Here is a 24,189-nt window from a genome sequence, read left to right on the forward strand (position 1 = left end):
GATGCAAGGTTGTGGCGGTCTCTCGCGCATCCGCAGCAGATTGACCTTCGCGAGGACCTGGTCACGCTGGCGGTCAATCGGTGGATCGGGGAGTTGTTCGGGCCGTTGAATCGGCAGGTAAGGGTACTTAGTTCTGGCCGTCGATGACGGTTCGGCGCGTCGCGACGAGATGTGGCGCAGCCGAGGTCGTGATGGGGTGGCGAGAACAGTCGTTGACTGCCGAGATGGCGGGTTTGTCAACCGGACCTCCCAACGACTGGCATTGTCACCTACGCCAGGTGGCAGCCCGCTCTGCTGCGCAGAGCCGATCGGCGCCTTTGTCGCGGACGATAGCCGTCAGAACTACGGCTGGGAAGTCTCCGCCACAGTGGCTAAAACAATTTACGCATGCATTTGTCAAATGCCGAATGATACCGAGTGAATGATTCAGTTGCGCAGGCGAGAATCAATCCATATCCGCTGCGCGCCATTGCCCATGGGTAAGCGGATCGGATTCCATCGCTGCCACCGGGTCGTCGTTGTTGGCCTGTGGCATTAGTACGTCCTGTGCACTCCAAAAGATAGCCGGGGTTCTTTTCAGCGGTTTTGATGTTCTCGTAGCGATTTACGATCCAGGAGCCGCCATGTTGTCGGACCAGACTAATGGGCCCTGCCGAAGTCTCGCATAGGTCGCGGCTACCTCTTCTGCGGTGCTCCCGGGATCCGGTGGAGTGAGCTTAGTGATCAGAGCCGGTTTGTGCATCTGCGACGCTCATTTTTCGGTCGACCTTGATGGCGACCCAGGCCGGCCCACCGGAAATCGATAGCTCGGTGAAACTGGCGCCATCCAGTCCCGCCGACCGCAGCAGGTCTGCAAATTCGCCCGCTGTCCGTAGTCGGCCGGCGAAATTGACGACCAGGTCCATGTTTCCCAGGAACGCGAAGGCACCGGCTTCCGCCCGCTCGGGAAGCAATTGCTCAACGATGATTAACTGGCTGTCGGCCGCCATCGCGTCGGCGCAGGTCCGCAAGATGAGTCGGACACTTTTGTCCGGCCATTCGCAAGAACGCGGGAGAGTATGTATACGTCACCGGCGGGCGGGACACCGACCAGGAAGTCTCCTGTCTGTACCTCGAATCTTCCCTCCAAGGCAGGATCGCCAAAAAGGGTTGCTCCGTGGTCCGCCGTTGCCGGTATCTCGAACAAGACACCACGGAGTTGCGGGTTCCTGTAGTAGTTCGACGAGCAGTGCGCCGTCGCCGCCGCCCACATCCACGACGACGCTCCGGTGGGACAGATCCAGAGCGGCCGAGACTGCCGCCGTATATCCGGGGATGTCCAGCATGGCTGTGAATGCGGTCAGAACCTCCGGATTCCCGGTGACTACCGAATAGAAATCGGCACCGAACTGATGCTCGAAGGCACTGGTATCGTCGAACAGACTCGCGGTCAACCCGACGAATGCCGGCGCGCTGCACGAAGCTGCGTAGATCGCAGACTGCCCCAGCGACCCGGGCCGGTCGTCCAGCAGCGTATCCCCGAACGCTGAGAGCAAGAACCGGCCGTCTTCGCTCCCGATCTGCAATCCGAGTGCCACCAGAGCCCGGAGCAGATGGGTGAGCCGGTGGGGGGTCGTGCCGGTAGACGCGGCCAGTGAATCGACGGTTTGGTGCCCCTTGGCGATGAGACCTGGCAGACCGAGCGAGGCGGCCGTTCCGACCACCGCCGTGCCGCGATAGCCGCTGATGAGTGATCCGACCCACGCCGTTGGATCCACCGGTTGTCCGATCGCTTTCGGGCGCCGAGGCGCTCGCCCTCCGCCAGCAGGAACGCCCGAAGCTACCTGCGGTTCAGCGACTGTCGCGCGGCCTTCGCGAGTCGTGGAGAGCTGCTGACCCTGTCCGGCGGTTTGATGACTAGCCGTCCCTCGTGAGCGGACGACGGCGGTGGACCACGGTGCGAGGAGGCCGGGCATCAACGTATCGTGATGCCTCCTGTACGTTCCGGAGGCTTGCTGGGACGGTGACCGGCCTAAGGGCAACTGACACCTGCCAGAACATCAGCCAGAAAGGCGACCGGTGGACTTGGAGATCAATGCTCCAGCGCGCATCAGCCTGGGGGGTGGCGGTACGGACCTGGCTTCGTACTACGAACGCTGGGGCGGGTACTTTCTCTCGGCGGCCATCAAGCTGCCCGTTCGGATCCGGCTGGGCCGTTCATCCGCAGGGTGGGTCCCGTTGGTCAAGGATTCTCTGGGGCAGTGGTTCGAGGCCCAGGGCGTGGAAGCTCCTCGAGCCGTCTGGCTCAGGACCTCTGTGCCCAGTGGAGCCGGGCTCGGGTTCTCCGGCGCGTTGTCGGTCGCCTTGGTCCGTCTGGTCGAGGAGTTGCGCGGTGTAGCGATGCCGCTCAGAGATCGGGCGGTGGCCGCCTATGCGCTCGAGCGCGCTATCTTCAGCCGTCACGCCGGACGGCAGGACACGATCGTGGCGGTGTATGGCGGCCTGAAGGAGTACCGCCTCGAGGCGGGTGGCGCCGCGGTCGGCGAGGTGCCGATGTCACCGGTCCATCGTTCCGCTTTGATGAGCAGGTTGCTACTCGTCGATACCGCGGCCCGGAGGTCGGCGGACTCCGTTCTTGCCGACCAGGACATCAAGCTGGCCGCGGACTCCGAGGCGATGAAGAAGAACCTCGACCGGATCAAGCAGATCGCGTTCGAAGTACGGGAGCTGCTCTGCCGTGGCGATCTGGACGGCTTCGGAAACGCAATGCATCAGCACTGGATGTACAAACGTGAGCGTTCGGCCGGGATCACGTCGTCGTCGATCGACGAACTTTACGCGTGGGGCCTAGCAAACGGAGCCATCGGCGGCAAGCTGATCGGCGCGGGCGCAGGCGGATTCCTGCTGATGTTCGCCAAGGATCCGGACCGGCTCAGGACCTCCTACCAACAGCGCGGTGTCCAGGTCCGATCAGTCGAGCTCGAGGACGCCGGGGCGCACCTGTGCTGACGGGAACGGCGCTGAACGTCGCCGTGGTGGGGTACGGAGCCATCGGTCGCCGCCGCGTCGCGAATCTGGACGACGAGCGACTGGTCGGGGTGGTCGACACCGATCCGCGGGCGCGCGCCGTCGCGGAGCGGCAGACCCGTACCTACACCGACATCGGCCAACTGCTCGAAGAGTGTCATCCGGACGTCCTCATCGTCGCGACACCGAACGCGCAGATCGCGGAGACTGCGCGGATCGGCCTCGAGTCCGGCTGCCATGTCCTGGTCGAGAAGCCCGGCGCCGGCAGCCTGGCCGCGTTCCAGGAGCTGATCGATGTCGCTGAGCGAGTCGGCCGATGGCTGTGGGTCGGCTATAACCACCTCTTCCACCATCACGTCACGGATCTGCTGGCCGAGCTGGGTTCCGGCGAACACGGTGACGTGATGTTCGTTCGCGCCCGGTATGGCCACGGCGGGCGGCCCGGCTACGACCGGGAATGGCGGGCCAGTCGTGAGCTGGCCGGCGGTGGTGAATTGCTTGATCAGGGCAGCCACCTCTTGAACCTGACGTATCACCTGCTTGGTCCTCTCCCGGTCGAGAACGCGATCTTGCGGACCGCCTACTGGGATATGGAGGTCGAGGACAACGCCGTCGTGAACCTGGCAGATCGCGCTGATCCGGTCGGCGGTCCGTGGGCGACGCTGCAGGTCAGTTGTACGGCCTGGCTGAACGAATATGCCGTCGATGTGCATTGCCGTGCAGCTCACCTGGCGCTCACCGGCCTCGGCGGAAGCTACGGGGATCCTCGCCTGACGATCAACCGGAGACCGCCCGGCGGCGGGGTTCCGGAGAGCTCGGTACGGTCCTATGGTCCCGGCGACAAGTCGTGGCGACGAGAGTGGCGAGCGTTTCGGGCGGCGCTCGAACGGCCGTTTGACAAGAGCACCTGCACAGCGGCGTCATATTCCCTGCGAGCCGTCGAGGACTGCTACGCGCTGGGATCATCGAACGGGGAGGACGGCAGTTGAGTACCGGGTTATCGCACTCCAGGAACCTCCGAGGTCGGCTAGACCGGCTCCGCAACTCCGCCGAGGCGCAACTCCTGTTCGTGGTCGTTTGGCGAAGCTCGCCGCTGCTGGCGCTGTTGTGGTGGCTGTGCATCGTGGTCCGTGGACTCATGCCGGTGGTCTTCGCCTACGCCGTCGGAAGCCTGGTGACGTCGGTGTCGGCGGGAACCGGGACCACGGCCAGCCTCACTCTCGTGGCCGGCGCCTTCGCGGTCATGCAGGTCGCGGGTCCCTTCCACGCACAAGTGGGCGCCAACCTGGGCTTGCGGGTCAGGGAATGGCTGCACGACAAGCTTGCGGTGGCGGCCGTCCGGCCCGACGGGATCGCGCCGCTGGAGCGCTCGGAGGTGCTCGACGACCTCAGCCTCGCCCGCGAGTTCGACCTCGGGATGACCGGTCCGACGCTGGCGGACTGCATGCCTGCGATCGGGAACTCCTTCGTCCTCATCGGCAGTGGGGCACTCGCTGCGATAGGTATCGCGCACGGGTTCAGTTGGTGGATCGGTATCGTCGTCGCAGCGGCCTGGCTATCGCCCCATGTGTTGATGCGCAGCGGTGCCGCCTGGCGGAGCTGGAAGTCCGACGAGGTGGCCGAACACCAACGTCACGCCGACTACACCTACCGGCTCGCCGTCAATCCGTCGGCGGCCAAGGAGGTCCGGTTGTTCGGATTGCCGGACTGGCTGGTCGCGCGCTTCCTCAAGCGGCGACGGGCGCTGCTGGAGATCTCCGTCGAGGCGATCAGGCTTCGGGAGCGACCGCTTGCGCTCACCATCGTCGCCCTGGTGGGAGCCAATGTGCTGTTCCTCGGACTGCTGATGAGAGCCGGTCTGTCGGGCAGGTTGTCACTGGGTGAAGTGGTGTCGATGGTGACGCTCGGAATGGTTGCGAGCTCGCTCGGCACGATGGACTTCTCGTGGTGGCTCCACACTGCGGCGAAGCCCGTTCCGGTGATCGTCGGCCTAGAGAAGACGATGGTGGAGATCGGTCGCCTCGCAGCCCCTCCTCAGGCCGTCGAACCGCCATCGCGGGGTGGCGACATCGCCTTCTCCGGGGTGGCATTCAGCTACAACCAGGGCGCGCCGGTGTTCGACGAACTCGACTTCACGATCCCGCAGGGACAATGCACCGCGATCGTCGGGCAGAACGGCGCAGGCAAGACGACGCTCGTCAAGCTGCTGTGCCGGCTCTACGATCCGGGCGAAGGCAGGGTGAGCATCGGTGGGACCGATCTGCGAGACATCGGGCTGACAAGCTGGCACCAACAGATCGCCGTCGTGTTCCAGGACTTCGTCCGCTACGAGTTGAGCCTCCGCGAGAACGTCACAATGGCAGAGGATGCCACTGACCCGGCCATCCTCGCGGCGCTCGCCGCGGCCGGGGCGGACGACGTGGCGGAGTTGGACACGGTGCTGACCCGCCGGGCCGAGAACGGAACGGATCTGTCCGGTGGGCAATGGCAACGGGTTGCCCTCGCTCGAGCGCTGTACGCGGTCAGCGCCGGCGCAGGCATCGTGATTCTCGACGAACCGACCGCGCACCTCGACGTCCGTGCCGAGTTGGAGATCTTCGACCGGCTGATCGACCTCACCAGGGGGCGGACGACGATTCTCGTATCACATCGCTTCTCGACCGTCCGGCGGGCCGACAACATCTGCGTGATGGAGGGCGGCCGGATGATCGAGCAAGGATCGCACGACCAGTTGATGGCGCTGGACGGCAGGTACAGCGAGATGTACAAACTGCAGGCATTCAGGTTCAGTGAGGAGAGCAGTGAATCTTCGTCGTAGTGATGATCTGCCGCCCGTCGGAGTGGCGGTCTGGCGCTCGCTGCGACTCGCCTATAGCGCTGAACCGAAGCTTGTGGTGGCCTCCGGGGCGGTCAGCCTGATTGGTGCTGTCCTGGATGGCACCTTCGCCTTGTGGGTGGCCTTGATCGCCAAAGGGATCGGTAACCACGACAGTCGTCTTGTCTACCTGTCCGCAGTGGCTCTGGCGGTCTGCGTGGCCGGTGGGTGGTTGCTCCAGACAGCCGCGAGCCGGGTGGAACGGAACCTCAGGCTCCGCCTTCGGATCACGATCGAGGGACATGTGGCCAGGATGCAGGCGACGTTGCCTGGCTTGGAGCATCACGAGAGGCCCGAGTATCTGAGTCGGCTGGCGGTTCTGCGCGACGGTGTGTTGCAGCTCGGGATGATCTACGGGGACCTGTTCGCAACTGCGGGCGCGGCAGTCCGGGTGGCCGTCACGGTCGCTCTGCTGGCATCGGTCAACCCGCTCTTCGCCCTGCTTCTGCTCTTCGCCGTACCGCCCCTGCTGGTCGCTTCGAAACGCGCCGGTGTGCTGACCGCGGTCGAAGAGCGTTCGTTCGGTCATCTGCGGCTGGCGGAGCACTTGTTCGACCTGGTGACGAAGGCATCGTCGGCCAAGGAGGTGAAGGTTACCAATCGAGGTGACGACCTGCTCGCTCGCCGGAGACGAGAGTGGCGGACGTGGCGGCGCGGCGTCACGGCGACCCGGTGGCGAACGGCGCTCGCCGAGGTCTGTGCGTGGGGCCTGTTCGCCGCGGCGTACGTAGTGGCTCTGCTGAGTGTGCTGGGAACGGATGGCGTCACGGCGAGCCAGGTTCTGCTCGTGCTCACCGCAGGCAGCCGCTTGGCCCAGTACGTGGGCATGACGGCCGGGGCTGCGGGCTCACTGCGGCAATGGCTGGATGCGTCTCGCCGGCTGGCCTGGCTGGAGGACTACGCAGCGGCGGCAACCCGTGGGGCTGGACAGCCGGCTCCGGACAGGTTTGGGCACGGTATCGAGCTCAGGGATGTGTCGTTCCGGTACCCCGGCACCGACCAATGGGTTCTCAGGCATGTCTCGACGGACATTCCGAGTGGTTCTGTGGTCGCCGTCGTCGGAGTCAACGGAGCAGGCAAATCCACCCTGGTGAAGCTGCTGTCCGGCTTCTACCCGTGTACCGAGGGAGAGATCAGGATCGACGGCGTCGACATCAGGGACCTCGACGCGAGGTCGTGGCGAGAGGTGTTGTCCGGGGCCTACCAGGACTTCCACCAGTTCGAGTTCACCGCAGGTCTGTCGGTCGGAATCGGCGACCAGACCCGGATGACCGAACCGGCGGCGATTCTGCAGGCGGTCGGGAAGGCCGATGCGAACGGGTTGGTCGACGATCTGGCCAACGGCCTCGAAACGCAGCTCGGTCCGTCCTGGCCGGGCGGCACCGACCTGTCCGGGGGGCAATGGCAGCGCATCGCGCTGGCTCGGGGATTCATGCGGCCGGCACCGCTACTTATGGTGCTGGACGAACCGACAGCGGCGCTGGACGCCGAGACCGAGCACGCGTTGTTCGTGCGGTTCGCGGCGGAGGCGAGGCGACGGTCCGAGGACATGGCCGACTCAGGAGCCATTACGGTTCTTGTCTCGCACCGTTTCTCGACGGTCCGGATGGCCGACACGATCATCGTCCTCAGCGGCGCGGCCATCGTCGAAACGGGCTCCCACGACGAACTTATGGCGCTCGATGGGGTCTACGCGGAACTCTACGGACTGCAGGCTGACGCCTACCTGTAGGCAATCTCCTAACCTATTGCAGCAAGCTGCAAAACCCTTGACCCCTCAGTAGTTGCCCGTAAGCATAGTGCAGCGATCTCTCGCCGATACTGCCCTGGGGGTGGCGTGATCGACCTAGTGCACGTTGACCTGAACCTCACCAACGCCTGCAACCTCGCTTGCACTCATTGCCACAGCGCATCAGGTAAGCCGCTGCCCGATGAGTACACAACCGAAGAGCTCGTGGCCCTCGTCAAGGAGCTGCACAGCCACGGCGTGCTGAGTCTGGCGATCGCCGGTGGAGAGCCCTTCATGCATCCCGGCCTGCTGGAGGTGCTCGCGGAGGCGACGCGGCTGCCCGGCTGGCGCGTCTCGGTGATCACCAACGGTGTGTTCTTCACCGACAGGGTGCTCGAGTCCCTGAGCCGGTGTCCGGGACTCGGGGTCAACGTCAGTGTGGACGGATCGACGCCCGACCGGTTCGCCGAGTTGCGCTCGCAGCCGGGAAGTACACCCGCGGCGAAGGCCGGGCTGTTCAACCGGGTCACCGGAGGCATCCGACGGGCTGTCGACGCGGGCCTGGCGGTGTCGGTCAACACGACGATGACGCGGGCGACGATGCACGATCTCGTCCCCACCTATCACCTGGTGGTCGACGAGCTCGGAGCGCGTGCTCAGGTGGCGATCAAGTTCTTCCCGGCCGGATACGGTAAGGAGCACCTCGACCGCTACGAGTTTCCGTGGCCGGAGTGGGCCAGGCAGTTCACGGATCTCACCGTGCGGAAGATGTCCGGCGAACTCCCGAAGATGCAACTGTCGCTACCCAGCGCGTGGGAGTTCTACCTGCCCCTGATCGGTGCGGGCATCGATCCCGGCGAGGCCGAGGTCGCCTGGAACAACCGCAGTGTGATGGCTGAAGCGAAGTACTCGCGAAGCCGCGACATCGGCGATGTGGCCGGCGTGAACGAGCTCTGTGTCAGCAGCGACGGCTCGGTCTATCCCAGCATCCTGATGCTGGGCGAACCGTCGATGTTCTGCGGATCGCTGCGCAAGGCTTCGCTCGAGGAGGTCTGGAGCAATTCGGAGTCGTTGCGGTCGCTTCGGCAACTGACTCTGGCCGACCTGCAGGCGCCGTGCTCGTCCTGCCGGATGGCCAAGGTGTGCGGAGGAGGATCGAGATCGCGGGCGCTCGCGCAGTCGTTGGACGTCAGAGCGGCCGATTTGTCCTGCCCGCTGGTCCGCCGAAACAAGGCTGCGGCGTGACGGGCGACTACGTGCTGGGCACCGGCCCCGATGCGGTCAGAGTCCGGTTGAGCGAGAGCGGTGTGCAATTGCGGACCGTACGCCGGATCATCGACGGCAACGGCGACATGGCTGTGCTCGTCGGCTGGCTGCTCGAGCACGCGCCTGGATCCCTGCCGCAGATCGAGCGCACGGTCGGTTGCTCGCCGTCCGATCTCTTCGCCTTGCTAGGCCGTCTCGCGGCGGTGGGTGTTCCGGTGATCGCCTGGGGCCCGGACTGGCAGCGAGCCGCCGGCGAGTTCGCCGGTGAAGGGGGTGAACGGGATGACTGATGTCCTGATCGTCTCGCCGTTTCGGCGGCCGACGTTTCGCAAGGCGATCTCCAGCGCGTATCCCGTGCGAGAGCCGTGGGACTCGGCGCCACTGACTATTGCCGGGGGCGTTCAGGCCGCCGGGCTCGCCGTCGACTACCTGGCACTGCAGAACCTGTTCGACGCCTGGCAGGAGGGCAAGGATCTGCCCGTCCTCCGGCAGATACTGGACGAGGTGCCCGCCCGGATGGTGATCTTCGCGGCGGACTACTTCGTCCCGAGTCGTTCGACCGCCACGGTTTTCGGTATGCGCATCATCGGTGACGAGCTGAAGCGCCGGGACCCGAAGGTCGTCATCGGGGCAACCGGACGGCTGCCGACGGTACTCGGCGGGCGTCTGTTCACCGAGGTTCCCGCTCTCGACTTCCTTGTGAGCGGTGAGGCCGACACGGTGATCGGCGACATCGCCGGCGAGGTGCTGCTGAAAGGCGTGGAAGGTGCCCGGCATCCCAGCCTGATCACTCGTTCGCCGGACGGGCGAGAAGCCATTGCCGTCGCCACGGCGACGAACCTTGACGACATGCCGATGCCGGCCTGGCACCTGCTCGAGCGCTCACTGCGCTGGGACGAGCAGACCAGAACCGTGCCGGGAAGGGTGCCGTTCAGCCTGCGGACGAGTGCAGGATGCAAGTTCAGGTGCAAGTTCTGCGCCGGAGTTCCGAACTGGCTGAACTACCGGATGAAGTCCGCGGAGCGGGTGGCGGCGGAGACGGACACGCTGCTCGACGTGGTCGGCGAGCGAGGCTATCTGTCGTTCCTGGAAGACGAGGTGTTCACCCGGCAGCCGGATCATGCCCGCGCGGTCAGCAAGGTCTTCGCGGACCGGAACATCCGGCTGGACGGTGTCTACACGCATTCGAGCATGCTCGACGAGGACACCGCGGGTGACGTCGCGAAGATGGCCGGCCGAGTGTTTCTCGGACTGGACAACGCCAATGACTCGATCCTGCGGGACATGCGGAAGGGCCAGCGGTTCGCCCACGTGATCGAGGCTGTCGAGATTGCCCGGAAGGCAGGGCTGTCGACCCATCTGGAATGGATCATCGGCTCGCCCGCCGAGCCGCTGGACAGTCTCAGCACCAGCCTCAACGCGATCGTCACCCTGCTGTCCACGGGGGTCGTTGACAGCATCAACACGTACGTCTACTGCCCACACCCGGGCACGGAGTACGCCGAACACGCCAACGATCTGGGGATGGAGATCCTGACGGGTCTCGACGGCATCCAGGAGTCGGGTGGCTATCCGTCCTACCGAACCCCCCACCTCAGCAGTCAGCAGATCTTTGTCGCCTACCTGATGAGCCAACTGGTGATCGCGGAGACGCTCCAGCATCGAAGCGGCTCGGGACCGACGACCTCGGTCGGAACCCCCAACCGAGACGAACTACGGTCCCTGTTCGGCCGATTCGAAGGGCTCCGATGACCGACAGATACGTCTTGGGCGTCAGCATGTCCAGCCACGACCGGGCTGCGGCCCTGATGAAGGACGGCGAGATCGTCTCGGCGATCGCGGAGGAGCGCATCGACCGGCGCAAAAAGTCCCAGGGCTTCTACGGTGATCAGTCGAAGGGCATCGTGCTGCCCCCCTTGGCGGCGATCAACTACGTGCTGAGAGCAGAGGGAATCTCGCTGGACGACGTGAGCCTGGTCGTCTGCGGCCGTTCGGTGACCACCTGCCGTTCGGAGTTGCTCACCTACCTGGCGGTCGACCCGGACAAGGTGGTCGAGCCACCGGTTCCGAGCCATCATCTGGCGCACGCTTACAGCGCTTACGCCGTCGCTCCGTTCGACGAATGCGATATTCTGGTCCTGGACGAGCAGGGGCACAGGTTGTCCGACGGTACCTCCGAGAGCAGCACCTGCTTCCGCGCCGACGGGTCCGGTTATCTGTCCCTGGTCAAGGCGTTCCCGGCAGGCGGCGACCGGATCAGCCTGGGCATGTACTTCGACGTGTTCTCGGCGCTCACCGGTTTGTCGGAGGCGGGCCTGCCGGCCGCTGGAAAGCTCATGGCGCTGGCGGCGTACGGCACGCCGCGAACGGACTGGGCACCGACGATCCGCTGCGAGCCGGACGGCGGATTCCTTGCGTCGCTGGCCGCGGTCGACGAACTGCTGGCCGCGGTGTCTTTTCCGGTCCGGCCCGGCTATCGCGAGTTCAGACCAGAGACAATCGACGACCTTCGGCTGAAGTACGCGCCGATTCACTGGTCGAGCGGGCTCTCGGCCGACCTGGCCAGACACGCGCAGGACGGGCTGGAGACCGCTGTCCTCCATGTCGCCTCCTCGCTGCGCGCGGCGACCGGGCACCGTTTTCTCACGTACGCCGGCGGGGTGGCACTGAACTGCACCGCGAACGCGAGACTTCTCGAGTCGGGCTATCAGGACGTCTTCGTCCAGCCGGCCGCGACCGACGACGGCAGCGCGATCGGCCTGGCCGCTTATGGCTGGTACGTGGCCATGGGCCAGGAGTGGCGGTCGCGACAGGCCAAGCGGTTCTCGCCGCGGCTCGGCAAGCGTTACAGCGCGCGCGACACCGCGAGCGTGTTCGAGGCGGCGGGTTTGTCCGGTCACGCTCGCCCGACAGATGTGGGCGAAGTTGCCCGGAGGATCGGCGCCGGGGAGGTGGTGTGCTGGTTCGAGGGACGTTCGGAGTGGGGGCCGAGGGCACTGGGAGGCCGGAGCATTCTGACCGACGCCACTGCGCCCGGATCGGTACTTCGGGTGAACGGCAGCGTCAAGCATCGGGAGCGGTTCCGTCCGGTGGGGTTGAGTCTGGACGGGGACTACGCGCAAGAAGCGCTCGAACTCGACGGATTGCCGCAGGCCCTGGGCTACTACATGTTGTCCGTCGCCAAGGTCAGGGACGAGCGGCTTCGCGGAGTGTGCCATCAGGACGGCAGCGTGCGCTATCAGCTCGTGGCGGCCGACGAGGGGATCTACTCGGAGTTGCTGGCAGAGGTCAAGGAGGTCGTCGGAGTGCCGGCGGTGATCAACACCTCGTTCAACACCGGTGGCGAACCTCTGGTCGAGACCCCGCTGGACGCTGTCCGCCAGTTCCTCATGTGTGGCGCGGATTCCCTGTACCTGGACGGCTATCTGATCGTCGGCGACTCGATCGATCCGGCCGCGCGAGCTGCGGCGCTGCGGGCCTGCGGTTACACCGGCCAGGATCGGGTGCTGGGCCGCGCGTTGCAGCACGAGGCGGCCGGATATGAGGAAGTCGCTCGAGAGATCGCCGCCGAGCTGCCCGACGATCTTTCGCGCGGGCCCGATCATCTCCGCGAGCGGGCAGGACTGTTGTTGCGGAGCGCGGTGAACGATGGCGACTTGGCCGCTGCGACGGTGCTGTTCGAGGAAGTCTGGAAATGGTCGGCCATGCCTGCGGTCGCGTCATCGGCCACCCGCCTGCTCTCCGAGCGAGGAGCGACGATTCCCGGCGTACATCCGCACGCGCTGCGCTTGCTAGCCGCGATGTCGGCGGGGAACAACGCTCTGCCGACGGTCAAACAACTGTTCGGAGGCAGGGGAGAGGTCGAGGGCAGTGACGATGTCGACGAAGACTGACGGTCTCGCCACCGGCGCGGCGGTCGAAAGGTTCCGCGACGGCGTGTGGCTCATCTCCGACGTCGAGGTCGCCACTATCGTCCTGACCGACCATGAGCGGTACCGCGCACCGAGGATCGAGGAGTTCGTCCCCGGTGTGTCCAGGAGCTTCTTCCTGGCCGTCGATGCTGCGGATGCCGGCAACGGTGATCGATTTCGGCAGGCGCTGGTAGGAGCTCTGACGCCGCGTCGGATCGCCCGCTACGAGCGGGATGTCCTGCAGCCGGCGGTTGCCCGGCTTGCCGACCGGGCGGTCAAGTCGGCTGCCTTCGATCTGCTGGACGATTTCATCCGCCCGTACAGCCGGCGGGCGAGCTACGCGCTGGCCGGGATGCCCGAGGAAACCTCACTGGAGATCGTCGGCCGCCTCAAGGTGGCGGGCGAGCTGTACTCCTCGGATCGGCGGTCGGCGGTCGCCGGCGCACTCGTCAGGCAGTCTCACCAGCTGATGGTGGACGCGGCTGCCGATGGTCTGCTCTCTCCCGACGGTCTTCCGGGGTTCGCCCTCAGCCACGGCCTGATCGACCTGACCGAGGTTCCGTTGCTGGGCAGGCCGGTCTTCGACATGGCCGTTTCCGACCTGAGCGCTGCCCTGATCGTCGCCTCGGTTTCGGCCCTGGCATCGATGACGGCATCGGCACAGCGCGACTACGCGTCTCAGGCCGGCAGCCGGGTGCTGGTGATGGCGGCCTCGCGCCAACTGTCCGATATCGTCGCGACGCGGGTGTGCGTGACCGACGCGATGGTGGGGCAGACAAAGGTCAGTGCAGGGGATCGACTGCTGCTGGATCTGTCATCGGCCAACCAGCGCCAGTTGTCGGCGAAGGACGGCGGCCACGGTCAGGGACACGCTGCTGACAGCCTCTCTTTCGGACACGGCGTACACGCTTGTATCGGTCGCGAACTGGCTGTTCGCACGGCAATGGTGGCAGTGGTAGCCCTTGCCTCCCGTGGAGTCCTGACGATCGACGAGACAGGCGTTGCCGTGCTGGCCGCCCCTTCGGAGATCTGACGACGATGACGGTGTACGCGGACGAACGCACGGATGTGACTCTGACGAAGGAGTACTTCCTGCAGCGCTCCACGTGGACCGGGCTCAGGTCGACCAGTCAGAGCACCGTCCATCACCGCCGGCTGGGACCCGGCGGCCACTGGGAGACAGTGCACGATGACCAGGCTCCGGATCCCGAGGTCCTGAGCAGCTTGGTCAGGACCGTCGACACTGCCACGCTGCCACCCCTCGGTGTTGCCGACGGGATGGACGGCATCGGACTTCGAGTCGAGCAGCTCGTTGGTCATCGCGACTACTCGAGCTCGGACGGTGTCTCGTACACCCACAGGTTCGATCGATGGCTGGTGACCGCGGTCGATCGCGATGGACGGTCGGCACGACTGGCGGTGGGAACGGTGAACGAGCTTCCACGCGCAGCGCAGGAGGCGATCGGCGACCTCGCCCGATCGACTGGTCAGCCGCCCGATCAATGGTCATTGAACCGGGACACGGTCACCATCCGGTGCGATGAATTCCTTGCGGGCGTGCTGATTCATGAACTGATCGGCCATGCTGCGGAAGAGGCCGACCTCGCCGAAGGAACCGCAGTACTGCCGCCGGATGTCTCGGTCTCGTCCCTGCCGCTGGAAGGCCGGTCGATCGATGACGATGGCATGCCACCGGCCGTCGGCCCCCTTGTCGAAGAAGGGCAGTTGATGGTTCTGCCGCTGGCCCGGCGCCGGGGCGGTGACCCGCTCACACCGCCGACCGGTCACTCCTGGGCGCCTTCGCACGCCGCCGACGTCCCGGCCAGGCTCGTGAATCTGCAAACGAGGGCGCGGCGGCTCGCGGCCGGCCCGGCCGGAGACTTCATGATTCCCGGCCGGCTCGAGGCGGCGCGCTACTTCCGTGGCCTGGCCGTACTGGAGGTCGGACCCTCTACCTATGTGAGTCCGTCGGGTGATGAGCGCCGTGGACGTCCGCTGACCTTGATGGTCACCGCTGAGAACCTCCGGCAGGCGGTACCGATCGCCTCGCGGGACGAGGCCCGGGTGAGTCTCGGCTTCTGCGTGAAGAACGGGGACATGTTGCCTACTGCCGATCGCAGCATCGCCTTGGGCATCGAGAACGTGCGCTTCTGGGAGCGCTCATGACGATGGCCGGCGAGTGGCTGTTGACCCGGGCGAGCAGCCGCGAGGAGGCCTGGAGCCGCCTCGGCCACGATGTTCGGACCCAACACCTGACGGCCCTCACGATCAAGCAGCACGGAATGGTCGGCAAGGCGTACCGAGTCCACCCGGTGGACCGGGCCGCCGAGATCGAGGAGCTCTACGAGCTCGCCGTCGCGGCGTCGACCCGGATCGAGGTGGGGACGGACCCGGGGGCGACCGGCGCGGTGGACGTTGACGTCCCCGAGGTGAGGTTTACCCGTCCGGCCTGGCTCCAGGAGATCGGCCGGGACACCCGGACAGTGAGTTTCACGGTGCTCGCCAACGGCGCCAAAGTTCATGGGCGGTGGTGCGAGGACTGGATACGCCTCGGACACCATGGCAGCCTCGTCGCTCGTATTCCGCGGTCTGCCACCGAGGTGGCACAGACGCCGTCGCCGAAGTGGTCCGCGGACCGATTGCTCCTTCCGCCGGCCGTCCTGGGCACGATTTGCCTACCAGCGCTGCTCCACGGTCTGACAGCTGAAGACGACGTGCAGCCTTGGCCGCAGGCGCGGATCGTGGACCCCGGCTGGGGGGATGGACCTGATTTGGAGGGCTACCTCCGCGAGCCCGCTCTGCTGGGCGCCTGCGGTCGCCTGGTCACTCGCCCCGCCGACCTTCGCCGGGCTGAACTCAACGGCCTTCCCCGGACCGGCCACGGTGGACTGTCGGCTCTGGTCTTCCGCGACCTGGTCATCGGTGACGGACCAGTGACCGCGCTACCGCCCGGTCGCGTGGTCACCGAGGCCATGCAGTTGGCCGGCCGTCGGACAGGGCATGAGGTGCTGGTGGATCTGACGGCCCGGGGGCCGGCCGCCGACCCGGACGACCACTTCCTCGTCCGCTTGCCGCATACCAGCGACTTGCTCGACGCCGGCACCTGGTGTGGTCCCTGGCAGCGGGGGCCGGGACCATGGACATCGCCCTGGCTCAGTGTCGAACTGGCCGCTGTGGACCTGTGGATGCGCCGGCCGGCAAAACCTCCGTTGCAGGTTCCTGCAATTCCAGGAAAAGACCTTGACGATCGTTGTCATACTCCGTGACCATTGCATGGCGGTGTGTAATCACGTCGTGAATTCCAGCGAGATCCATCATTTGCAACGAGAGGGTGTGGCAACGTGGCGAGTTTGCTGAAACCTGCTTTCGAAGTGACGAATGTCGACTCAATGCAGTGGAATCGAACTTGCGCCGGTGAGGACTGCGTCGGGTTTGCTTCAGCACTTGAGGGGAAGCAGCCGGGCATGGTGACGATGACGATTCCGGAAGATGTCCTGGCGAGCATTCGTGAGGCCATCGACAACGAGATCGACTACCTGAGCTAGCTGGCGCGGCCGTCGATCGACGGCCGGATCACGTGCGTGTGGTGCCGACTGGCCTCGGCCTCACACGCACCTTCTTTGTCTGCTGAGAGGAATCCGCCTCGTGTACGACGTCGCAGTAGCAGGAGCTGGACCGGCAGGCGCGAGCGCGGCGCTCACGCTCCTTCGGATGGGGCGAAGCGTTCACCTGTTCGACACCGGCCAAGGCCGGAACAAGCGAGCGACGGCAGTGCACGGCTATCCAGCCCGAGATGGCGTGGCCCCTGATCAACTACGCCGCGAAATGCTCGAAGAACTCGGCCGGTTCGACGGCTACAAGCTCACCGAGATCGCGGTCGAGAGCGCAGTCGTCGAGCCCGATGAATTCCGTCTTTCGGGCGCCGGCCAGGATCTGGGCGGTGCCCGGCGACTTGTTCTCGCCACCGGCCTGCGCGACGTTTTCTCCGATCACCGGTACGGCGAATTCTGGGGTCGCGGTGTGTACGGCTGTACCTTCTGCCACGGCTGGGATGCTCGCGGGCAGCGGGCCGCGGTGATCGGCAACGATCACCAGGCAGCGACCACGGCTCTGTCCCTGTCCGCGCTCGCCGCCGAGATCGTCATCATCGGCGAGGGACCGGCTGCGTTTTCTCCGGAGACCGGCGAGGCGATCAGGTCGGTCGGAATCGTCTACCTGGACAGCATGGTCAAGGACGTCACCAGGTCCCCGGACGGCCTGATCACGCTTGACCTTGCGGAGGGACCGAGCGAGTTCGGTTCAGTGTTCGTACGGGCGGCCAAAGAGCAGCATTCCACTCTCGCGGTGACGCTTGGCTGCATCCTCGACGAAGAGCACCTGGTGCCGGTGAACCGGAGTTACCGCACGACCGTGCCGGGTGTCTTCGCGGTCGGCGAGATGGCGAAGGTGGATGGACGACGGACCAGCGCGATGGTGGTACTCGCCGCTGGAGATGGGCTTCAGGCCGGCACGAGCGTTCATCTGGATCTCGCCTTCAGTGATGCCTTCGGCGGTACGAACCCGGAGTAGATGATGACGAGTCCAGCCAGAATTCTCTTCACTCCGGCGCCGAGCGCGAGCCATGTCCTCGGAGTGGTTCCGCTCGCCCGGGCCTTCGCAGCCGCTGGTTGCGATGTGCTCTTCGCCTCGAGCGGCGGCCTCCAGGTTGCCGTCGACGCGGGTTTCCAGGCCGTCAATGTCGCACCGAGAGCGGACTTCCGCGCACTCTTCGCGGCACATTCGCAGTGGCAGCGGGAGTTCGAAGCGCGGCAGAGCGCAGGCACCGCCACCCTCGACGAGGGCAATCGGCTGGCCGGCAGTCTGTTCGGGCAGCAGGCTGCAGCGGTCGCTCCGGCGATGTGTCACCTGGCCGACAACTGGCGCCCAGATCTCGTCGTCCACACCTCGCTCCAGGGATGTGGCGCGCTGGTGGGTTCCCGGCTCGGGATTCCGGTCGTCGAACAGATGGACGGCTTCACCGGTGGACCGGACCTGGCAACCGCGATCAAGAGTCACCTGCCGGAGGTGTACGAGAAATACGCTCCCGAAGGGATCCCGCCTGACCTGGAGATCATCGACGTCATGCCGCGCTGCATCCTGCCGCAACGCCCCGCGACCCGCCAGATGAGGTTCATACCGTACAGCGGCGGTATGCAATTGCCCGGCTGGGTGATGATCGCACCGGATCGGCCGCGCGTGGTCGTGACGTTCGGCACCGTTCAGCCGCACGCGCCGGGATTCGACGACATCGTTCGCCAGCTGCTGACGCAGTTGGCGAAGATCGACGCGAGCTTCCTGCTGGCCCTGGGCGGACACGAATACGACCCACAGGCCGAGATCCCGCTCAACGTCTCGGTCTTCGGCTGGCTTCCCGTCGATCGCCTTCTCACTAACAGCCGCGCCGTGATCCATCACGGCGGCCAGGCAAGCATGTTGGCCGCGGCCGCGGCTGCCGTTCCGCAGTTGATCGTGCCCGGCGCCGCTGACCAGTACCTGAACGCGCGGGCGATGGTGGAGCTCGGCGCCGGGATCGAGACGAACTGGGTAGAGCTCGACGCGGCGCTGATCGAGTCGTTGCTGATGCGAGAGGACCTTGTGCAGAAATCCGAGCTGATCAGTCAGCAGATCCTGGAGATGCCGTCCCCGGCGGAGACCGCAGCCGCCTTGTTGCGTCTGATCGGCGGCTGAGGAATCCGGCATGGGCAGAGTACTTGTCACCGGTGGGGCCGGTTTCATCGGCAGCCACACGGTCGACCTGTTGGTGGACCGAGGCGAAGATGTGGTCGTCCTCGACAACCTTCAGGCCCGCGTCCATCCGTCCGGCAAGCCGCCGTGGCTGTCACCGTCCGCCCAGCTCATCGTCGGGGACGTTGCGAATCGCGGCGATCTCCGCACGGCACTGTCGGGTGTCGATCGGGTCGTTCACCTCGCCGCTTACCAGGACTATCAAACCGATTTTCACAGTTTCATCCACGTGAACACCGAGAGCATGGCGTTGCTGTTCGAGCTCATCGTGACCGAGCAACTGCCGATCAGCCGTATTGTGGCGGCGTCGTCGCAGGCGGTTGCGGGTGAAGGCAGCTATCGGTGCGAGGAGCACGGCCAGGTCACCCCTGGGCCACGGCCGGTGGAACGGTTGGCGGTCGGCGACTGGGACTGCAGATGCCCGATCTGTTCGGGTGATCTGACGCCGCTGACGATTGCCGAGTCGGTTGCCAGTCCGCACACCGCCTACGCTGTGTCGAAACGGGCGATCGAGGATCTCGCGAGCGGTCTCGGCCAGCGCTACGGTATTTCCACCGCGTGCCTGCGGTACACCTATGTGCAAGGTCCCCGGAATTCTCCGCATAATGCCTACTCGGGTATCGCGCGACGCTTTGCGCTCGGAATTATTGCTGGGCAGTCACCGCTGTGTTTCGAGGACGGTGGCCAGATCCGGGATTTCGTCAACGTCGCCGATGTCGCGGCCGCCAATGTTCTCCTGCTTGACCACGAATCCGAGGTCGGCGTCTTCAACGTCGGTGGCCGGCGGCCGGTCTCCGTGCTCGAATTCGCGCACATAATGCTGAACGAGCTGGGCAGCGATCGCGAACCGGACCTGAATGGTTCTTTCCGGGTCGGGGACACCCGGCATACCGTCTCCGATCTGTCCCGTCTGCAGCGGCTCGGCTGGGAACCGACGATTCCTGTGGAGGCGAGCGTTCACGAGTACGTCGAGTGGCTTCGCGATCAGCAGTTCGATCTCCGGGCACTGGCGACGGCTGATGCCGCGATGCGCAAGGCCGGCGTCCTGAGGGGATCTGATGGCAGCGCCGGGTAGGGCGATAGTTCTGGCGGCGGGTCTGGGGCGCCGGATCAACGGTGCCGAGCCGGGGCGACCGAAGTGCATGCTCGAGGTCGGCGGCAAACCGATCCTCGAGCACATCGTCGCTCACCTGGCGGGGTTCGGCTACCAGGACATCACGATCAACACCCATCATCTGCCCGAAGTGGTCGAGACACATTTCGGCTCCGGCGCCGCCTTCGGGGTGTCGCTGCGTTACGAGTTCGAGCCGGAGTTGCTCGGCACCGCAGGAACCGTCCGGCGGCTGGCGGCCGGCGCCGGCCAGCCCGTGCTGATCTGGTATGGGGACAATCTGAGTCGGGTGGATCTCGACGCGATGATGGCGGTCCATCGCTCGCGGGAGTCGCAGTTCACGGTGGCGGCGCACGTGCGGGAAGATTGCCGCGACAGCGGCACCGTGGAACTGGACGATGGCCTGGTCACTTCGTTCCGGGAGAAGGATCCAGCTGTTCGTGGGCCGCAGTTGGTGAACGCGGGAATCTATCTTGCGGATCCGGCCGCCATAGCGCTACTACCGGATTTCACGCCGTGCGATTTCGGGATCGACGTACTGCCCCACTTCGCGCGGTGGCCCGCTGTCCGGATGGCCGGCTACGAACTGTCGGCGGCCGAAGGGCTGTGGTGGTCCGACCGGCCCATAGATCTGCAGCGCACTCGGAAGACCTTCACGCCCGGCATCCCTGACGGAAACCGAACCCGGGCGATAACGTGACCACGTCCGGAGCTAGCCGGACGGGCTGGTCATCCCTCCGCTTCGAGATCCACGGCCGACCGGAGAGTCCGGGCCACCTCCTGAAGGGCGTCCGGACCGAGCCCGGCGTGAAAAGGCAGCGAGATCATCCGCTGGTCGACGTCCTCGGTGGCGGGCAGGTCGTACGGTCCGTGATCCCGGAAGACCGGCATGAGATGGATGGCCGGGTAATAGCGCTTCGTCTCGATCCCGGCGCCGATCATGTGCTTCATCACCGCGTCGCGATCAATGGTTCCGTCCAGCAGGACGGTGTATTGACTGAAGGATGGTTCGGTCCCGGAGAGATTCGCCGGCGTGCTGATCCGAGGGTGTTCGGACAACGCGGCCGAGAGAACCTCGGCGTTCAGCTTCTTCTGGCTGATGATGGGCTCGAGACGGTGCATTTGAACCACGCCGATCGCAGCTTGGAGTTCAGTCAGCCGCCAATTGTATCCGATACTTTCGTGGAAATACTCGCGACTTGCTCCGTGATTGCGCAGCTCGCGAACCCGGGCGGCGAGGTTCCCGTCATTGGTGACAATCATTCCGCCCTCACCGGTGGTGATGTTCTTCGTGGGTGAGAAACTGAACATCCCGGCTGCACCCCAGGCGCCGACCGGGTGGTTGAACAGCCTGGCGCCGTGGGCCTGCGCCGCGTCCTCGATCAGGTGGAGCCCTGCCCCGTCCGCGAGGTCGCCGAGCGCCACCAGGTCGGCCGGCTGGCCACCGTAGTGCACGACGATGATCGCTTTGGTTCGCGCGGTGATTCTGCGGGCGACGTCCTCGACGTCGAGATTCAGCGTATCGGGGCGAATATCGGCGAATCGCACCTCGGCGCCCACGTGGAGTACGCAGGTAGCCGTCGACACGAAGGACATGGAGGGGACGATGACCTCGTCACCAGGCCCGATGTCGAGCGCCATGAGTATCGCTTGCAGTGCGATCGTTCCATTGGCCACCGCCACCGCGTGGGCGGCCGAGTGCAGGGCGGCGAAACCGGACTCGAACTGCTTGATCATCGGGCCGTTGCTGAGAATGCCTGTGCTGAGCACATTCTGCACCGCTAGCAGTTCGTCCTGGCCGGCTGTGGGCCGGGCGAGCCGGATGCGCAGATCTACTGGGTGATGCACTCTTCTCCCTCTTCCTGAACAATTCCGTCGGAGCCATCAGCATATCGCTGGAGAGGATCAGCCGAGAACATGCCGTCAGATCAATACGTGAAGGATTACCTGGACAGCTTCGTTGCCTCGGTCCGGGCCCTCGACCGGGCCGTTATCAATGGAATGGCAGAAGCGCTTGCGAGTATTCGCGACCAAGATGGACGGGTTTTTGTCCTCGGCTCCGGGGGGAGCGCGGCGAATGCCAGCCACGCAGCCGCCGATTTCCGCAAACTCTGCTTCCTCGAGTGTTATTCGCCGAGTGACAACGTGGCTGAACTCACCGCCCGGGTCAACGACGACGGCTGGCCGGCGGCATACGTCGACTGGTTGCGTGTCTCCCGGCTTTCGGATCGGGACGGCCTGCTGATCCTGTCGGTCGGCGGCGGGAGTCTCGACCACAATCTGAGCCCCAACCTGGTTCGCGCGATCGAATACGGCAACGAGGTCGACGCGAGGACCCTTGCCATCGTCGGGAGAGCTGATGGCTATGCCGCCCGGTACGCCGATGTGTGCCTGGTGGCGAGCAATGGTCAACATGGCTTTCTCACACCGATCTCGGAGAGCCTGCAGGCGGCGGTCTGGCACTTGCTGGCTGGCCACCCGCTACTGCGGACCGCGATCCCGGTCTGGGAGGACCGGGTGAAGGCGTGATGCTCTTGAGGAACCTGCAGGGATTGCCCGCCCGGAAGGCGCGGGCGCTCTGTGTGCTGGACCGCGACGGGGTGGTGAATCAGTTGGTCATGGACGATCAGATCGATCGGTTCGCGTCGCCGTACCACCCGGCTGACGTGGCCCTGATACCTGGTGCAGCGGAAGGGATCGAGAGCTTGGGTCGCCTCGGAGTGGCCTGCGGTATCGCCTCGAATCAGCCGGCCGCGGCCCGGGGGCGGTGCCGGTTCACCGATCTGATCAGCGTCCATCGTCGGGTCGCCGAGTTGCTCCAACTGCGGAGCGCACGGATAGACGCGTTTGCCTACTGCCTCGACGCCCCCGGACATGGTTCGGCATGTTCTTGCCGCAAGCCTGAACCAGGGCTGTTGTTGGCGCTCGCAAAGCTGCTGGCGCCGGAGAGCAGCGTCCCGCGCTATGTGATCGGCGACAGTGACATCGACCTCCTGGCCGGCAATGCGCTCGGCTGGAAGACCATAATGGTTGAGAACCCTCACTCAGATGATCGACGGCTGCGGCCGAGCGCCGTCTGGAGTGCTGCCGCAGCAACTACCGCGGAAGCGGTCGCCTGGTTGTGCCGAGACCTGACGAGACTTTGACAGTTTCGAGCGATCTCGGGTTGAGATCGGGAAGCGTCGAGACCATAGGTGAGGGTAGGCCGCGGTGATGGCCGCCCTGCTTGTACCGGCGAGAGAGTCCCATTCGGCCCATCGTATGGCGGAGGAACGATCGCCGAGGGCATCGTGGAGCAGGGAGGTGATGCAATCCACGAGCATGTCGACGAATCTGGGGTCGGCGAGGGTCGCAGATCGCCGAGGAGCGTGCCGCTCAAACCAGTTCGACAACCGCAGTGACGTCGATGCGCACTATTCGACCACTGGTCAGGAGATGTGGCAGCGGGCCGGCGACGCAATCGATGCCTTGTCGACTTCGCCGGTTGCCTGGCCAGCGGTAACCCGAGCTCTCAGGGAGCATTAGCCTGCCATCAAATGCTTCGCTGTGGAAACCGTGTCGCGGCTGATCTGGACTTGGTTCACCTGCAGGGCGTGCAGCTCGGGGCGGTTACGCCCACGTGACCCATGACGAAGAACGAAGCACGAGCCGCCTCCTGGCCGCGCGTCAGGGTGTCTTCGCCGGCGCGAACTCCGCTGCAGCTTTGCAACTTCTCCGGGGTGAATTCGCCGGAGGGACGATCGCAGTGATCATTCCGGACACTGTCCTCAACTACCTGTCGACCGATCTATGGGCGTAACGCTGAGCCTGGCAGCGACTGGGCGTTCTTGACCCACCCAGGGGCAGAGGCACTCACAGCGAGACGCAGACGGTCAGGTGGAGACTGAGTCCAATTCAGACCACCCCGACGACCAAGTCATCTCATCGGAGGCAGATTTTCGCCGGCTAGAGGGCAAAGTCGGTTGCTGTAAACAGCGATGTCCGCCATGGTTGGACCTTGCCGCCGGGGAGGGCGGATAGATGGTGGCTGACCGGACTTGCTCCAGGAACGCCTCGACCGGCGATCTGGCCAGCGCTGCGATCCAGGTTGGCCAAAACACTGCGTCCTCGCTCGTGATCGGTCGAGTTGGGGCCGGAACGACGCGGCGACTGGCCGGCTACTGCTGCCGACGACGACGTGCCGCTGCAAGAACCGTACGGCCAGCCGCCGACAAATCGGTCGTCGTGGAGCGGGCGGACGCTCGGCCAACGCCTGTGCGGCGGGATTGATAGGCGAACGGCCGGTCGTACCAGGAACCTGAGGCGTGGCGCATCGAAATGGCACCAGCGATTTACTCACCGTGAGTAATGTTCACGCTACGGTTTAGCCACGGGCTTGATCTGCTGGGCGACTTCAACTGGGCACAGCCGCGGAGTGAAGGTCGTAGTCTCATCGAGCCCAACAAGGGTCCCCGCTCCCTACTCAGCAAACCAGGAGCCCACCCCCGGTCGTGATGCCAGGAGCACT

Annotated in this window: 20 protein-coding genes and 1 pseudogene; 18 read left to right on the top strand and 3 right to left on the bottom strand. The window is 65.3% G+C overall.

The annotated features are described in order from the left end of the window. Positions 1-716: 716 nt before the first annotated feature. Both DIZ26_RS38185 and DIZ26_RS38190 read right to left on the bottom strand, forming a co-directional pair. Positions 717-1,186 (bottom strand): annotated as a pseudogene (locus DIZ26_RS38185) (methyltransferase). After that, entirely contained in the window at positions 1,068-1,757 is a 690-nt protein-coding gene (locus tag DIZ26_RS38190; RefSeq protein WP_232828198.1) for a methyltransferase family protein, read from the bottom strand. The pseudogene DIZ26_RS38185 and the gene DIZ26_RS38190 overlap by 119 nt, the downstream one beginning before the upstream one ends. A gap of 301 nt (positions 1,758-2,058) precedes the next feature. Between DIZ26_RS38190 and DIZ26_RS07010 the strand changes: the two genes are divergently transcribed. From DIZ26_RS07010 to DIZ26_RS07085, 16 genes are all read left to right on the top strand, one after another. Next, positions 2,059-2,988, top strand: coding sequence for a GHMP family kinase ATP-binding protein (locus tag DIZ26_RS07010; protein ID WP_112238870.1), 930 nt, complete (start codon positions 2,059-2,061; stop codon positions 2,986-2,988). Continuing rightward, complete coding sequence (locus tag DIZ26_RS37390; protein ID WP_198675957.1) at positions 2,982-3,995, top strand: Gfo/Idh/MocA family protein; 1,014 nt, start codon at positions 2,982-2,984, stop codon at positions 3,993-3,995. Before DIZ26_RS07010 ends, DIZ26_RS37390 begins: the two co-directional genes overlap by 7 nt. Then, positions 3,992-5,824: an ABC transporter ATP-binding protein gene (locus tag DIZ26_RS07025; RefSeq protein WP_112238871.1), complete on the top strand. Its 1,833-nt coding sequence runs from the start codon at positions 3,992-3,994 to the stop codon at positions 5,822-5,824. The genes DIZ26_RS37390 and DIZ26_RS07025 overlap by 4 nt, the downstream gene beginning before the upstream one ends. Beyond that, positions 5,808-7,613 (top strand): ATP-binding cassette domain-containing protein, encoded by a 1,806-nt coding sequence (locus tag DIZ26_RS07030; RefSeq protein ID WP_198675958.1) that lies wholly within the window; start codon positions 5,808-5,810, stop codon positions 7,611-7,613. Before DIZ26_RS07025 ends, DIZ26_RS07030 begins: the two co-directional genes overlap by 17 nt. 105 nt (positions 7,614-7,718) lie before the next feature. Continuing rightward, positions 7,719-8,855 carry a radical SAM/SPASM domain-containing protein gene (locus DIZ26_RS07035; RefSeq protein WP_112238872.1) on the top strand — a complete coding sequence of 379 codons (1,137 nt, stop codon included), beginning with the start codon at positions 7,719-7,721 and terminating at the stop codon, positions 8,853-8,855. Beyond that, positions 8,852-9,166: a hypothetical protein gene (locus DIZ26_RS07040; RefSeq protein WP_112238873.1), complete on the top strand. Its 315-nt coding sequence runs from the start codon at positions 8,852-8,854 to the stop codon at positions 9,164-9,166. The genes DIZ26_RS07035 and DIZ26_RS07040 overlap by 4 nt, the downstream gene beginning before the upstream one ends. Then, positions 9,159-10,628: a B12-binding domain-containing radical SAM protein gene (locus tag DIZ26_RS07045; protein WP_112238874.1), complete on the top strand. Its 1,470-nt coding sequence runs from the start codon at positions 9,159-9,161 to the stop codon at positions 10,626-10,628. The genes DIZ26_RS07040 and DIZ26_RS07045 overlap by 8 nt, the downstream gene beginning before the upstream one ends. Continuing rightward, a complete protein-coding gene (locus DIZ26_RS07050; protein WP_112238875.1) occupies positions 10,625-12,769 on the top strand; it encodes a carbamoyltransferase C-terminal domain-containing protein in 2,145 nt (714 codons plus the stop codon). The genes DIZ26_RS07045 and DIZ26_RS07050 overlap by 4 nt, the downstream gene beginning before the upstream one ends. Then, entirely contained in the window at positions 12,753-13,820 is a 1,068-nt protein-coding gene (locus DIZ26_RS07055) for a hypothetical protein (RefSeq protein ID WP_112238876.1), read from the top strand. The genes DIZ26_RS07050 and DIZ26_RS07055 overlap by 17 nt, the downstream gene beginning before the upstream one ends. Before the next feature lie 5 nt (positions 13,821-13,825). Next, positions 13,826-14,953 (top strand): hypothetical protein, encoded by a 1,128-nt coding sequence (locus DIZ26_RS07060; protein ID WP_112238877.1) that lies wholly within the window; start codon positions 13,826-13,828, stop codon positions 14,951-14,953. Further along, positions 14,950-16,053 (top strand): hypothetical protein, encoded by a 1,104-nt coding sequence (locus tag DIZ26_RS07065; protein WP_157979624.1) that lies wholly within the window; start codon positions 14,950-14,952, stop codon positions 16,051-16,053. The genes DIZ26_RS07060 and DIZ26_RS07065 overlap by 4 nt, the downstream gene beginning before the upstream one ends. A gap of 75 nt (positions 16,054-16,128) precedes the next feature. Further along, the gene (locus tag DIZ26_RS37395) at positions 16,129-16,332 is read left to right on the top strand and encodes a hypothetical protein (protein ID WP_157979625.1); all 204 of its coding nucleotides are present in this window, start codon (positions 16,129-16,131) and stop codon (positions 16,330-16,332) included. A 100-nt stretch (positions 16,333-16,432) separates the two neighbouring features. Continuing rightward, on the top strand, positions 16,433-17,356 hold the full coding sequence (locus DIZ26_RS07070; RefSeq protein WP_157979626.1) for an NAD(P)/FAD-dependent oxidoreductase: 924 nt from the start codon (positions 16,433-16,435) through the stop codon (positions 17,354-17,356). 3 nt (positions 17,357-17,359) lie between these two features. Continuing rightward, on the top strand, positions 17,360-18,514 hold the full coding sequence (locus tag DIZ26_RS07075) for a glycosyltransferase (protein WP_157979627.1): 1,155 nt from the start codon (positions 17,360-17,362) through the stop codon (positions 18,512-18,514). A gap of 10 nt (positions 18,515-18,524) precedes the next feature. Next, a complete protein-coding gene (locus DIZ26_RS07080) occupies positions 18,525-19,646 on the top strand; it encodes an NAD-dependent epimerase/dehydratase family protein (protein ID WP_112238881.1) in 1,122 nt (373 codons plus the stop codon). Then, positions 19,630-20,382, top strand: a complete 753-nt coding sequence (locus DIZ26_RS07085; protein WP_112238882.1) for a nucleotidyltransferase family protein — start codon at positions 19,630-19,632, stop codon at positions 20,380-20,382. Before DIZ26_RS07080 ends, DIZ26_RS07085 begins: the two co-directional genes overlap by 17 nt. Before the next feature lie 29 nt (positions 20,383-20,411). Here DIZ26_RS07085 and DIZ26_RS07090 read toward each other — a convergent pair whose 3' ends face one another. After that, entirely contained in the window at positions 20,412-21,530 is a 1,119-nt protein-coding gene (locus DIZ26_RS07090; protein WP_112238883.1) for a DegT/DnrJ/EryC1/StrS family aminotransferase, read from the bottom strand. A gap of 87 nt (positions 21,531-21,617) precedes the next feature. Here DIZ26_RS07090 and DIZ26_RS07095 point away from each other — a divergent pair, with 87 nt between their 5' ends. Continuing rightward, a complete protein-coding gene (locus tag DIZ26_RS07095; RefSeq protein WP_198675959.1) occupies positions 21,618-22,211 on the top strand; it encodes an SIS domain-containing protein in 594 nt (197 codons plus the stop codon). A gap of 53 nt (positions 22,212-22,264) precedes the next feature. After that, on the top strand, positions 22,265-22,828 hold the full coding sequence (locus tag DIZ26_RS07100) for an HAD-IIIA family hydrolase (RefSeq protein WP_157979628.1): 564 nt from the start codon (positions 22,265-22,267) through the stop codon (positions 22,826-22,828). Positions 22,829-24,189: the final 1,361 nt, after the last annotated feature.

The sequence above is a fragment of the Kribbella monticola genome, assembly GCF_003261635.1.
GTDB lineage: Bacteria > Actinomycetota > Actinomycetes > Propionibacteriales > Kribbellaceae > Kribbella > Kribbella monticola.